The sequence below is a fragment of the Neorhizobium sp. LMR1-1-1.1 genome, from assembly GCF_040675795.1.
Taxonomy (GTDB): Bacteria; Pseudomonadota; Alphaproteobacteria; order Rhizobiales; family Rhizobiaceae; genus Neorhizobium; species Neorhizobium cellulosilyticum.
On the sequence record NZ_JBEGHE010000001.1, the window covers coordinates 67658 to 80782 of the forward strand.

Annotated in this window: 11 protein-coding genes; 3 read left to right on the plus strand and 8 right to left on the minus strand. The window is 61.3% G+C overall.

Going from position 1 to position 13125, the window contains the following annotated elements; translation table 11 throughout:
* Nucleotides 1-46: 46 nt before the first annotated feature.
* Together MRBLMR1_RS00295 and MRBLMR1_RS00300 are read left to right on the plus strand one after the other, a co-directional pair.
* Nucleotides 47-1681 carry an FGGY-family carbohydrate kinase gene (locus MRBLMR1_RS00295; protein WP_148145203.1) on the plus strand — a complete coding sequence of 545 codons (1635 nt, stop codon included), beginning with the start codon at nucleotides 47-49 and terminating at the stop codon, nucleotides 1679-1681.
* Nucleotides 1682-1698: 17 nt separating this feature from the next.
* Nucleotides 1699-3303 (plus strand): fucose isomerase, encoded by a 1605-nt coding sequence (locus MRBLMR1_RS00300; RefSeq protein WP_183685291.1) that lies wholly within the window; start codon nucleotides 1699-1701, stop codon nucleotides 3301-3303.
* A 62-nt stretch (nucleotides 3304-3365) separates the two neighbouring features.
* On the opposite strand, the gene mmsB is transcribed toward MRBLMR1_RS00300, so the two are convergent.
* The 7 genes from mmsB to MRBLMR1_RS00335 all read right to left on the minus strand — a co-directional run bounded on the left by mmsB (nucleotide 3366) and on the right by MRBLMR1_RS00335 (nucleotide 10870).
* Nucleotides 3366-4253, minus strand: a complete 888-nt coding sequence (mmsB, locus tag MRBLMR1_RS00305; RefSeq protein WP_148145201.1) for a 3-hydroxyisobutyrate dehydrogenase — start codon at nucleotides 4251-4253, stop codon at nucleotides 3366-3368.
* Between the two features lie 34 nt (nucleotides 4254-4287).
* Entirely contained in the window at nucleotides 4288-5883 is a 1596-nt protein-coding gene (locus MRBLMR1_RS00310) for a GMC family oxidoreductase N-terminal domain-containing protein (RefSeq protein WP_148145200.1), read from the minus strand.
* A 12-nt stretch (nucleotides 5884-5895) separates the two neighbouring features.
* A complete protein-coding gene (locus MRBLMR1_RS00315; protein ID WP_148145199.1) occupies nucleotides 5896-6903 on the minus strand; it encodes a branched-chain amino acid ABC transporter permease in 1008 nt (335 codons plus the stop codon).
* Nucleotides 6904-6916: 13 nt separating this feature from the next.
* Complete coding sequence (locus MRBLMR1_RS00320) at nucleotides 6917-7804, minus strand: branched-chain amino acid ABC transporter permease (RefSeq protein WP_148145198.1); 888 nt, start codon at nucleotides 7802-7804, stop codon at nucleotides 6917-6919.
* A 377-nt stretch (nucleotides 7805-8181) separates the two neighbouring features.
* Nucleotides 8182-8886, minus strand: coding sequence for an ABC transporter ATP-binding protein (locus MRBLMR1_RS00325; protein ID WP_148145197.1), 705 nt, complete (start codon nucleotides 8884-8886; stop codon nucleotides 8182-8184).
* Nucleotides 8886-9668, minus strand: a complete 783-nt coding sequence (locus MRBLMR1_RS00330) for an ABC transporter ATP-binding protein (protein WP_148145196.1) — start codon at nucleotides 9666-9668, stop codon at nucleotides 8886-8888. The genes MRBLMR1_RS00325 and MRBLMR1_RS00330 overlap by 1 nt, the downstream gene beginning before the upstream one ends.
* On the minus strand, nucleotides 9668-10870 hold the full coding sequence (locus tag MRBLMR1_RS00335; RefSeq protein ID WP_148145195.1) for an ABC transporter substrate-binding protein: 1203 nt from the start codon (nucleotides 10868-10870) through the stop codon (nucleotides 9668-9670). Before MRBLMR1_RS00335 ends, MRBLMR1_RS00330 begins: the two co-directional genes overlap by 1 nt.
* Nucleotides 10871-11056: 186 nt before the next feature.
* Between MRBLMR1_RS00335 and MRBLMR1_RS00340 the strand changes: the two genes are divergently transcribed.
* Nucleotides 11057-11965 (plus strand): LysR family transcriptional regulator, encoded by a 909-nt coding sequence (locus MRBLMR1_RS00340; RefSeq protein ID WP_148145194.1) that lies wholly within the window; start codon nucleotides 11057-11059, stop codon nucleotides 11963-11965.
* Nucleotides 11966-12055: 90 nt separating this feature from the next.
* On the opposite strand, the gene MRBLMR1_RS00345 is transcribed toward MRBLMR1_RS00340, so the two are convergent.
* Nucleotides 12056-13096, minus strand: a complete 1041-nt coding sequence (locus MRBLMR1_RS00345; protein ID WP_148145193.1) for a zinc-dependent alcohol dehydrogenase family protein — start codon at nucleotides 13094-13096, stop codon at nucleotides 12056-12058.
* Nucleotides 13097-13125 lie beyond the last annotated feature (29 nt).

Genomic DNA, 13125 nt, shown 5'->3' on the forward strand with positions numbered 1-13125 from the left:
AGAGCGCGCCATGCGCTTTCTGGTCCTGCCATTGCGGATAACTGACATGACCTCATTCATCGGAATTGACGTCGGCACCGGAAGCGCCCGTGCCGGGATTTTTGATGCGCAAGGGACTTTGCTCGCGGCGCATTCGCAGGCGATCGCGACCGAAAAGCCGAAGCAGGATTTCGTCAATCAATCCTCGCGCGACATCTGGGCGGCGATATGCACCTGCGTGAAGAAGGCGATGGCGGATGCCGGGCTTGCCGCCTCCGATATCGCTGGCATCGGGTTCGACGCCACCTGCTCGCTGGTCGTGCTGGACGGCAACGGCGAGCCGGTGACCGTCAGCCCCGGCGGTGATGACGACTGGAACATCATCGTGTGGATGGACCACCGCGCGATCGGCGATGCAGAGCAGATCAACGCGCTGAAAAGCCCGGTTCTCGATTATGTCGGCGGTGTCATCTCGCCCGAGATGGAGACGCCGAAACTGCGCTGGCTGAAACGCGAGATGCCGCAGAGTTTTGCCCGCGCGCATGCGTTTTTCGACCTGCCCGACTGGCTGGTCCACAAGGCGACAGGTGAAGATATCCGTTCGCTGTGCAGCACCGTGTGCAAGTGGACCTATCTCGGCCAGAACGGTTTGGCCGGCGAGGGCTGGGACAAGGCCTATTTCGAAAGCGCCGGGATTGCCGAACTTGCGGCCGACAATTTTCGCGCGATCGGCAACCGGTTTGCCGCACCCGGCAACAAGGTCGGATCGCTTTCGGATGCAGCAGCCGCAGACCTCGGGCTTGCGCCGGGAACGGCGGTTGCCGCCAGCCTGATCGATGCCTATTCCGGTGCGCTCGGCACGATGGGTGTGGATCTTGGCGACGGCGCGCTCGATGACCGGTTAGCGCTGATCGCCGGCACGTCTTCCTGCCACATCACCGTCAGCGAAAAGCCGGCCTTCGTGCCGGGTGTCTGGGGGCCTTATTTCTCCGTCCTGCTGCCGGGTCTCTGGGCTAACGAGGCGGGACAATCGGCTGCCGGCGCGCTGATCGACCGGGTGATCGATGGCCATGCGGCGATCCATGAAGCGCGGGAGATGGCGAAGGCGGAAGGCATTTCGGTGTTTGCCCTGTTCGATCGCCGGCTCGAGGCGATGGCCGAAGACGGCGAGACGGCGACACTGACGAAATCGCGGCATGTGCAGCCGGATTTCCACGGCAACCGTTCGCCGCTTGCGGACCCGTTGCGCAAGGGCGGGATTACCGGCCTGTCGCTTGACCGCGGGCTGGACGATCTGGCGCTCGATTATCTGGCGACGCTGCAGGCGCTGGCTTACGGCACACGCCATATCATCGCGGAGATGCGCGCCAATGGCGTCACCGTCGATACGCTGGTCGTCAGCGGCGGTCTGGCCCAGAACAGGCTTTTCCTACGCGAGCATGCGGATGCGACGGGCTGCGCGATCGTGGTGCCGGACCAGCGCGAGCCGGTTCTGGTCGGCAGCGCCATGCTGGGCGCTGTGGCGAGCGGCCATTATGCCGACCTGCCTGCCGCCATGCGTGCCATGAGTGGCCCCGGCAGCCGAATTTCTCCGCGTGGGGGCGAGATCGCCACCTATCACGACCGCAAATATCACGTCTTCCGCCGCATGCAGGAGGACTTTGTTGCCTATGCCGAGCTGATGGCCGGCGCTGATCATTGATTTAAGGGATGAGGAACATGACCAAGGAAATTGCACTTTTCGCCAGCGGCGACCTTCGCCTGTCCGCCAACCAGCAATGCTGGGCGACGCAGGATGCGATGGAGAAGAAACTCGGAGAAGTGCTTGCCAGCCTCGGCTATACGGTGAAGCGCGCTCACGCCTACAAGCCGGAAGAAGGCCACGGTTTTCTCGCCTCGCAGCGCGAAGGCATGGATGCGTTTGCGAAGATAGATCCCAATGTGCCGGTGATCGTGGCGGAATCCGTCTGGCAATATTCGCACCATGTGCTTGCCGGTCTCACCAGCCACAAGGGACCGATCCTGACGGTCGCCAACTGGTCCGGCCAATGGCCGGGTCTGGTCGGCTTGCTCAATCTCAACGGCTCGCTGACCAAGGCGGGTGTTATCTATTCCTCGCTATGGAGCGAGACCTTTGACGATTATTTCTTCCGTAGCGGTCTTTCCCAATGGCTGTCGGAAGGCACGGTTGACCATGACACGAGCCATGTGACTCCGTTCAAGGCCGGCAACGTGCCGCAGGATCTCAAGGATCTGGCGAAGGAGATCGCGCAAGATTTCCGCGCCAACAAGGTCATCCTCGGCATTTTCGACGAGGGCTGCATGGGCATGTATAATGCCATAGTGCCGGATGAACTCCTGATGCCGCTTGGCATCTTCAAGGAGCGCCTGTCGCAGTCGGCGCTTTATTTCGCCACCAATCAGGTTCCGGTAGAGGAAGGCCGCGCCGTCTATCAGGACCTGCTCACCAAGGGCATGACGTTCCATCTCGGGACCGATCCGAAGCAGGAACTGACCGAGGATCAGGTGATCGACCAGTGCCGGATGTATATCGCGGCCGTGCGCATTGCCGAGGATTTCGGCTGCGAGGCGATCGGCATCCAGTATCAGCAGGGCCTCAAGGATCTGCTGCCGGCATCCGATCTGGTGGAGGGCATTCTCAACGATGACGGGCGTCCGGATGTCAAAGGCCGGGACGGCAAGGTCATCCGGCAGGGCAAGGCGATCGTGCATTTCAACGAGGTGGATGAGTGCGCCGGTCTCGACGGGCTGATGACCAACCGGCTGCATCGGGCGCTCGGTCAGCCGGTGGAAAACACCCTGCATGATCTGCGCTGGGGCGGCGTCGACCCGACCGGTACGGTCGATGGGTTTGTCTGGGTGTTCGAGATTTCCGGTGCGGCCCCGCCTGCCCATCACGAAGGCGGCTGGGCCGGATCGGACAGTATGCGCCAGCCGCCGATGTTCTTCCCCGCAGGCGGCGGGACCTTGCGTGGCATTGCAAAACCCGGCGAGATCGTGTGGTCGCGCATTTTCGTCGAGGATAACCGGCTGAAGATGGATATCGGCCGCGGCCAGGCCGTGTCCTTGCCGAAGGAAGAGACCGAGCGCCGGTGGAAGTCCACCAACGAGCAGTGGCCGATGATGCATGCGGTGCTGACGGGTGTTTCCCGCGACCAGATGATGGCACGTCACAAGGCCAATCATATCCAGGTTGTCTACGCGAATTCGACGGCGGAAGCGGATCGGGCCGCACTTGCCAAGGCCGCACTTGCGGCCGAGCTCGGGCTTGAAGTGAATTTCTGCGGCATCGATCTGGGCTGAGCGATTTGCTGGCGATCGAATTTCGGGGGAGGGCGATGCATTCGCCCTCCTTTCTGTTGAGGTTAAAATGCCTGCGTTTGCCGCAGCATGCGGATGATGGCTGAAAAGTCCTCCGTGCCGTGGCCGTAGCGGTCGAATTCCGCGTAAATCTCGGCGGCATGTGCGCCGAGCGGGGTTCTGGCACCGGAATGACTGGCTGCTTCCTGTGACAGCATCAGGTCCTTGAGCATCAATGCGGCAGCAAATCCCGGTTTGTAATCGTTGTTTGCCGGTGAGGTCGGCACCGGGCCGGGGACGGGGCAATAGGTCGTCAGCGACCAGCATTGGCCGGACGAGGTGGAGGCCACGTCGAACAAGGCCTGATGCGACAGGCCGAGCTTTTCGGCCAGAACGAAGGCTTCTGCGACGCCGATCATCGAAATGCCGAGGATCATGTTGTTGCAGATCTTTGCTGCCTGGCCGGAGCCGTTGCCGCCGCAATGGACAATTTTTTTGCCCATGGCTTCGAGGATCGGTTTCCCCGAGGCAAAGGCGTCATCCGAACCGCCGACCATGAAGGTGAGCGTGCCCGCCGCAGCACCCGTCGTGCCACCGGAGACGGGAGCGTCGAGCGAGGGGCAGTTCATGGCGCCGGCGAGACCGTGAGCTTGCCTTGCGCTGTCCACATCCACGGTCGAGCAATCGATGAGAAGGGTGCCTTCCTCCACCAGCGTGGCGAGATCGGTCCAGACGGAGACGACGTGCTGGCCCTTGGGCAGCATGGTGATAACGCATTCGGCGTCCCTTACCGCCTCAGTGAGCGATACGGCCGGATAGACACCGGCTTCGGCGGCAGCTTTCACTGAAGCTTCGGAGAGATCGAAGCCGGAGACCGCATGCCCTGATTTCACCAGGTTTGCGGCCATCGGGCCGCCCATGTTTCCGAGGCCGATGAATGCGATCCGGGTCATGTCTTCTCTCCCTTTTATCTTGCGCCGATTGTCGTCAGCGATTGTCCGCGAGGATCATCTCGGCTGCCTTTTCGGCGATCATGATCGTCGGCGAATTGGTGTTGCCGGAGGTGATATTCGGCATGATCGAGGCATCGGCGATGCGCAGCCGCCCGAGTGCGCGAAGTTTCAGCCGCGGATCGACGACGCTGTCGGGATCAGCGCCCATGCGGGCGGTGCCGACCGGGTGAAAGATCGTCGTGCTGATCTCGCCGGCGGCGCGCTCCAGATCCGCATCGGTCTCGTATGCCGGGCCGGGCCTGTATTCCTGGGGGGCGTAGCGGGCAAAGGCCGGTTTTTTGACGATCTCGCGGGTGAGGCGGATCGACCTTACCGCGACATTACGGTCGGCTGCCGTCGAGAGATAGTTGGGGCGGATGGCCGGTGCAGCAGAAAAATCCGGGCCTTTCAGATGTACCGAGCCGCGGCTTTCGGGCCTCAGATTGCAGACACTCGCCGTCATCGCCGGGAAGGCGTGGACGGGTTCTCCGAACCGGTCGAGCGAGACCGGCTGGACGTGATATTCGAGATCGGCGGTTTCCTTGTCCGGCCCGGACTTGGTGAAGATGCCGAGCTGGCTCGGGGCCATTGACATCGGGCCGGAGCGTTTAAGCGCATATTCCAGCCCGATTGCCGCCTTTCCGAGCAGCCGGGATGCCTTTTCGTTCAGCGTCGGGACACCGGTGACCTTGTAGACGAGGCGAAGCTGAAGGTGGTCCTGCAGGTTTTCTCCGACGCCTTTGACCTCTTTCACCGTCTCGATGCCGGCCTCGGAGAGTATGTCGCCGCGGCCAATGCCGGAGAGCTCCAGCACATGCGGCGTGCCGATCGCACCGGCGGAGAGGATGGTCTCGCGACGGGCATGTGCGGTCTTTGTGATGCCGTCATGCTGGAATTCAACGCCCTTCACTTCGCCGGTCTCGACGATCAGTTTTCGCACATGCGCCTTGGTCAGGACGTTGAGGTTCGGGCGTTTCATCGCCGGGCGCAAAAAGGCTTTCGATGTGTTCCAGCGGATGCCTGAGCGCTGGTTGACGTCGAAATAGCTGGAGCCTTCGTTATCGCCGCGGTTGAAATCGTCGATGGCGGGGATGCCGGCTTCTTCGGCCGCTTTCTGGAAGGCGTCGAGCACGGCCCAGCGGACCCGTGCCTTTTCCACCCGCCATTCGCCGCCGGCACCATGCATCTGATCGGCGCCCTTGTAGAAATCCTGGCTCTTCTTGAAGAGCGGCAGAACATCATCCCAGCCCCAGCCGGTACAGCCCATTTGTCGCCAGAGATCATAGTCGCGTGCCTGGCCGCGCATATAGATCATGCCGTTGATCGACGAGCATCCGCCGAGCAGTTTTCCGCGCGGATAAGAGAGTGAGCGGCCGTTCAGGCCATCTTCCTTCTCGGTCGCAAAACACCAGTCGGTGCGCGGGTTGTTGATGCAGTAGAGGTAACCGACCGGGATATGGACCCAGTGGTAATTGTCATTGCCACCGGCTTCCAGCAGCAGGACGCGATTGCGGCTGTCATCCGACAGACGGTTGGCGAGCACGCAGCCGGCGCTGCCTGCACCGATAATGATGTAATCGTAGGTTTCCATGTTGCTCGCCGATCAGCGCCTGTGCTCGAAGCCGAGTTTCCGTCCCAGCCTCGAGGCATAGAATTCGCCGATAATGCCGCGGCGGAAGAGGAGGACGCAGACCATGAAGACGACGCCGGTGATGATGGTGACCGGGAATTGCGAGGTGGCCAGATAGTTCTGCAATGTCACGACGAGGCCTGCGCCGAAGATCGGGCCGATCAGGGTGCCGATACCGCCGAGAAGCGTCATGAGGATAACTTCGCCGGACATCTGCCAGCCGACATCGGTGAGCGTGGCGAACTGGAAGACCAGCGCCTTGGTGCCGCCGGCCATCCCCGCCAGCGCTGCCGACATGACGAAGGCGCCGAGCTTGTAGCGGGCCACCGAATAACCGAGCGAAATGGCGCGCTGTTCATTTTCGCGGATCGATTTGAGGATCATGCCGAAGGGCGAGTTGATGAAGCGCCAGATGACGATCATGCCGATCAGGAATACGGCAAGCACGAAGTAATACATGCTGGTCGTGTTGTTGAGATCGATAAATCCGAAGAGATGGCCGCGCGGCACGGACTGGATGCCGTCTTCTCCATGGGTGAAGGATGCCTGCAGGCAGAAAAAGAAGAACATCTGCGACAGTGCCAGCGTGATCATGGCGAAATAGATTCCCTGCCGGCGGATGGCGAAAAAGCCCATGACCAGGCCGAGCATTGCTGCACCCGCAACGCCGATAAGGATGCCGATCTCCGGCGTGACGCCCCATTCCTTCACCACATGGGCTGTGAAATAGGCGGCCCCCCCGAAGAAGGTCGCGTGGCCGAAGGAGAGAAGCCCGGTGTAACCGAGCAGAAGATTGAAGGCGCAGGCAAAAAGCGCGAAGCACAGGAGCTTCATCAGAAAGATCGGGTAGAAAAACAGAGGGGCCACGATCAAGAGGACAAGGCCGATGCCGAGAAAGGCCGCATAGGCTTTCGAGGCGGTTGCCGAACGCTCCGTGCGGGCGGCCTTTGCGGTGGTGGTCGAATGGACGACATGGCTCATGGGTTCGCCTCGCTCAGGCATCGCGGCCGAAAAGGCCGGCAGGGCGGATGAGAAGCACGATCGCCATGATCACGAAGATCACGATATTCGAGGCTTCCGGATAAAAGACCTTGGTCAGGCCCTCGGCGATACCGAGCATGTAGCCGGTGACGATGGCGCCCATGATCGAGCCCATGCCGCCGACCACGACCACGGCAAAAACGACGATGATGATGTTGGATCCCATCAGCGGCGAGACCTGGTAGATGGGAGCGGCCAGCACGCCGGCAAAGGCTGCAAGGCCGGCACCGAGCGCATAGGTCAGCGTCAAAAGCATCGGCACGTTGACGCCAAAAGCCTGGACCAGTGTCGGGTTTTCGGTGGCGGCCCGCAGATAGGCTCCGAGCTTGGTCTTCTCGATCAGCAGCCACGTGCCGATACAGGCGATCAGCGACACGACGACCACCCAGCCGCGATAGTTGGGCAGGAACATGAAGCCGAGATTGGTGGCGCCGGTGAGTGCCGGCGGCGGGGCGTAGGGCTGGCCGGACGAGCCGTAGAGATAACGGAACGTGCCCTCGATCGTCAGCGCTAGGCCGAAGGTGAAGAGCAGGCCATAGAGATGATCGAGCTTGTAGAGCCGCGACAGGAGCAGCCGCTCGATGACTGCGCCGAACAGGCCGACGACGATCGGCGCCAGCAGAAGCGCGAACCAGTAGTTGATACCGAAATATTGCAGCATCAGCATCGCGACGAAGGCGCCGAGCATATATTGCGCGCCATGGGCGAAGTTGATGACGCGCAGCAGGCCGAAGATGACCGCGAGGCCGAGGCTCAGGAGCGCGTAGAAGGAGCCGTTGATCAGGCCGATAAGGAGCTGGCCCATGAAGGCTTGGAGAGGGATGCCGAAGATCATGGTCATGATTTTACCTCCTCATTCCTGTGCTCGTCACAGGAATCCAGCCACGCGAAGTCTTTCGCGTGAAAGGTCTCCCCCGCGCCGCAGACGCGGCGCTGCTGGATCCCTGTGACGAGCACAGGGATGAGTGAGGGTGAGGATAGGCCTCGTCTAGCATCACACGCTGCCGCTGAAGTTGAGAGACTGCCCCTCACCCTAGCCCTCTCCCCGCGAGCGGGGAGAGGGGACGTGCCCCGCACAATGCTGGAGAGGGGCGGAAACGTCGCGGCTCGTGTCCTTCTCCCCGTGATAACGGGGAGAAGGTGCCGGCAGGCGGATGACGGGCGGCTTGTTTTCGTATGTGGAGCCGCAGTCACATGTTTAAGAAACCCAACCATCCCTCACACCCCCAAAACCTTGTGCAGCGTATCCATGCGCTGCGGCAGTTCCCCGACCGGAAAATCAGCCACCATCTTGCCGTGGTCCATCAGGTAGAAGCGATCCGCCACGCGGCTGGCGAAGCGGAAGTTCTGTTCGACCATCAACACCGTCATGCCGCGCTGCTTTAGCGTCTTCAGAACCTCACCGATGCGCTGGACGATGACCGGGGCCAGCCCTTCCGTCGGTTCGTCGAGGATCAGGAGTTTGACGCCGGTGCGCAGGATGCGGGCGATGGCGAGCATCTGCTGTTCGCCGCCGGAAAGCTTGGTGCCGGGGCTGGATCGCCGTTCGTGGAGGTTCGGAAAGAGCGCGTAAATCTCGTCGAGCGGCATGCCGCCTTCGGCGACGACCGGCGGCAGCATCAGGTTCTCGTCCACGGTCAGCGTCGAGAAGATGCCGCGCTCCTCGGGCACGAAACCAAGGCCCGCATGGGCGGTCCGGTGCAAGGGCACGCCGAGCATATCCTTGCCGGCAAAGCGGATTTCGCCCTTGCGCTCGCGGATGATGCCCATGATGGTTCGAAGCGTCGTCGTCTTGCCGACGCCGTTGCGGCCCAAAATGGTGATCGTTTCGCCTTCGCCGACAGTCATGTTGACGCCGTGCAGGATGTGGCTTTCGCCATACCAGGCATTGAGGTTGGAGACTTCGAGAAGCGGTTTTGCCATCACGCGTCCTCCGTGCCCATATAGGCGAGCCTTACGCGTTCATCCTGCGAGACCGCAGCATAGTCGCCTTCCGCAAGGATTTCGCCGCGCTGCAGAACCGTGACGTGGTGACAGATGTCGGCCACGACCGAGAGATTGTGTTCCACCATCAGCACGGCGCGGGTCTTTGCCACCTCGCGGATGATGTTGGAGACGGTGCCGATATCCTCTTGGCCCATGCCGGCCATCGGTTCGTCGAGCAGCAGCACTTTCGGGTCGAGCGCCAGCGTGGTGGCGATTTCGAGCACACGTTTGCGACCGTAGGAAAGATCGGCGGCGATCGCATTGCGTTCGCGTTTCAGCCCGACGGTTTCGATCAGTTCGTCTGCCCGGTCGTTCAGCCGGTCGAGCGCGGAGGTCGGCAGCCAGAACTGGGTGGAAAGGCCGTTCGGACGCTGCAGCGCCACGCGGATATTGTCGAGGACGGTCAGATGCGGAAAAACCGCGGAAATCTGGAACGAGCGGACCAGACCCATGCGGGCCACCTTGTCCGGCGGGGTTTTGGTGATGTCGGTTCCCAGAAGCGTGATCGAGCCTGCGGTCGGCTGCAGGAATTTGGTGAGTAGATTGAACACAGTCGTCTTGCCCGCACCATTCGGGCCGATCAGCGCGTGGACGCGGGCGTCGTGGATATCGAGATCGACATCCCTTACCGCCGCAAAAGCGCCAAAACTCTTGGAGAGACCGCGGGCGGACAAGACCACCCGCGGCTCCTCGTGCAGTTCCTGAACAGGCACTGCCATTATTTCACCAGCTCGCAACCGGCCTTGGCAGGATCGAGATAGGCATCCTTGCCGGGGATCGTGGCGAGCACGTTGTAATAGTCGAAGGGTTCCTTGCTGTCGGCCGGTTTCTTGACCTGCAGAAGATACATGTCGTGGATCATGCGGCCATTGGCTGCGACTGTGCCGCCGCGGCCGAAAAAGTCGTCGACGGGCATGTCGCGCATGGCCTTGGCCACCGCATCCGCATCGTCGGAACCGGCTTTTTCAACCGCTTTCAGATAATGGGTCACCGCCGAATAGGTGCCGGCATGAACCATGTTCGGCATTCTCTGTGTCTTGGCGAAGAATTTCTTGCCGAATTCGCGGCTCTTGTCGTCGAGGTTCCAGTAGTAGCCCTCGGTCAGCGTCAGGCCCTGCGCGGCTTCAAGGCCGAGGCCATGCACTTCTGCGAGGGTGAAGAGCAGTGCCGCGAGGTTCTGGCCGCCCTGTGTGATGCCGAATTCGGCGGCCTGCTTGATTGAGTTGGCGGTGTCGAGGCCGGCATTGGCAAGGCCAACCACCTTTGCACCGGAAGACTGTGCCTGCAGCAGGAAGGACGAGAAATCCTGGCTGGAGAGCGGATGGCGCACCGAGCCGAGCACCTTGCCGCCATTGGCCTTCACGTAATCGCTCGTCTGCTGCTCCAGCGAATAGCCGAAGGCATAGTCGGCGGTCAGGAAGAACCAGCTGTCGCCGCCCTGTTTGACCATCGCACCACCTGTGCCGACCGCGAGCGCATGGGTGTCATAGGCCCAGTGGAAACCGTAGGGGGTGCAGGCCTTGCCTGTGAGATCGACGGTGGCTGCACCGGTATTGATGGTGATCTTTTTCTTTTCCTTGGACAACGCCTGAACGGCAAGACCGACCGACGAGGTAGTCAGGTCCATGATCGCATCGACCTGCTCGGTGTCATACCACTGGCGAGCAATGTTGGAGGCGACGTCCGGCTTGTTCTGGTGGTCGGCGTTTACGAGTTCGACCGGGACACCCAGCACCTTCCCGCCGTAATCCTCGATCGCCATCTTGGCAGCCTCGACCGACGATTTTCCGCCGAAATCGGCATAGACGCCCGATTGGTCGTTCAGGATGCCGATCTTAACCTTGCCGTCGGATGCGGATTGAGCAAATGCAGTGCCGCTCGCCAGCAGCACGGCTAGCGACGTCAGGAACGTCTTACGCATAAGGTCTCCTCCCAAGAGATTGCAGAGCGCTATCTGTTCAAAATTGGCAGGCCGCCCTCCTCAAAGCAGCACTTCCATAAGCACATGGTTGAGGAAAACAGCCGTTGACGCAAGAAGCTCGCCACTATTAATTGCAAACAGCATCTGTGCATTTTTGAACAGATCGGCTCGGACCGGGGAGGGTTTATGAGCGGCAATCCCATTTTCACCTGGGATGACCTGCAGTATTTTCTGGCGGTTGCCCGCACGGGACAATTGTCAACGGCGGCGCGCCACCTGCGCACCAGCCATGCCACCGTCTCGCGCCGGATCGACCGGCTGGAATTTGCCCTCAAGGTCAAGCTTTTCGAGCGCAATCCGCGTGGTTACGTGCTGACAGCGGTTGGGCAACGGTTCGTCGAGACGGCGGAGCGGATGGAGGGGGAGGCCGACCGGTTGCAGGCGGAGATCACGTCAGGCAATGCGGCCCATCAGGGTGTCGTGCGGTTAAGTGCGCCGGAAGGTTTTTCGAACTTCTTTCTCGCCCATCATCTCGGAGATTTTACCACGCGGCATCCGAGCCTTTCGCTGGAACTGGTGACGATCCAGCAGATCATGTCGCTGTCACGCAAGGAGGCGGATATCGCGGTGGCGCTCGATCCGCCGAAGGCCGGGCCTTACCTGATCGAGAAGATCACCGACTACAAGCTCAACATCTATGGATCCAAGCGCTATCTGGCAGGTGCAGCCCCGCTAAAGCGGCGGGAGGATCTGCTCGACCATCCGTTCATCGGTTATATCGAAGACATGATCTTCGCGCCGGGGCTGGATTATCTCGGCGACGTGCATCCCGGCATCAAGCCGAAATTCCAGAGCTCCAGCATTTTCGCGCAATTGACCGCAACGTTGAATGGGCTGGGGCTCTGCATCCTGCCGCATTTCATCGCCAGCCGGCAGCCCGAACTGGAGATCGTTTTGCCGCGCGAGGTGCAACTGACGCGGCATTACTACATCGTGCGCCATCGTGACATGAGCCGGGTTCCGCGGGTGCGGGCGGTTGCTGATTATCTGACGGCGCTGGTGCAGGACAATCAGGATGCGTTTGTGGGAGGCTGATGTCTCGGCCTCCCTGCCAATTGCATTTTTTTGTTTTACGCAATTCCGGATGCAAAACCGATTGCCACTTCTGCTGGAATTGCTCGAGCTTCAGAAGCTGGTGATGACGGCGATGCCGGGCGTCTCGGCCTTGTCGAGATTGACCAGCTCGGACACGCCTTCGGTGAGGCTTATACGCTTCGAGATCAGCTGCTGCGGTTTCATTCTGCCCGCAGTCAGCATCGAGAGCATTGCGTCGTAGCGCCAGGCCTGCATGCCGTGGCTGCCGTAAATTTCCAGCTCGTGGCCGATGACCTGCGCCATCGGGATCTGCGGGGTCGAATGCGCGCCGAGCATCAGGCCGACCTGAACGTGGCGGCCACGGCGGCGCAGGTTCTTGATCGAGTTGAAGCAGGTTGTCGGGTGGCCGAGCGCATCGATCGAGACATGCGCGCCACCCTTGGTGATTTCCCGCACGGCCTCGACAACGTCCGGCACCGAACTGCCATTGATGGTGGCGACGGCGCCGCATTGGCGCGCCATCGCCAGCTTGTCTTCGGTCAGGTCGATGCCGATGACGTTTGCACCGAGGGCCGTCGCGATCATGATTGCCGAAAGGCCAACGCCGCCGCAGCCGTGAACGGCCACCCAGTCGCCGGGGCCGGTGCGCGCCTGATCGGCAACGGCGCGGAAGGAGGTGGCGAAACGGCAGCCGAGGCTTGCGGCCGTCGCGTCATCGATTTCCTCCGGCAGATGCACGAGGTTGGTGTCGGCATAATCGATCGCGACATATTCGGCGAAGGAACCCCAATGGGTGAAGCCGGGCTGGAACTGGTCGGGGCAGACCTGCTGGTTGCCGGAATGGCACTCAGAGCAATGGCCACAGCCGGAGACGAAGGGCACGGTTACGCGATCGCCGACCTTGAAGCGCATCACGCCCTTGCCGGTCGCCACTACCTTCCCGGCCAGTTCGTGGCCGGGAACATGGGGCAGCCTGATATCCGGGTCGTGACCTTTCCAGCCGTGCCAGTCGCTGCGGCAAAGGCCGGTCGCGCCGACCTTGATCACGACACCGCCGAATGTCGGCTCGGGATCGGGAAGTGTCCTGATCTCGGGCATCTGTTCGAACGCTTCGTAATACATGGCCTTCATGACGCATCCTCGCCTGTTCAATATGGAAA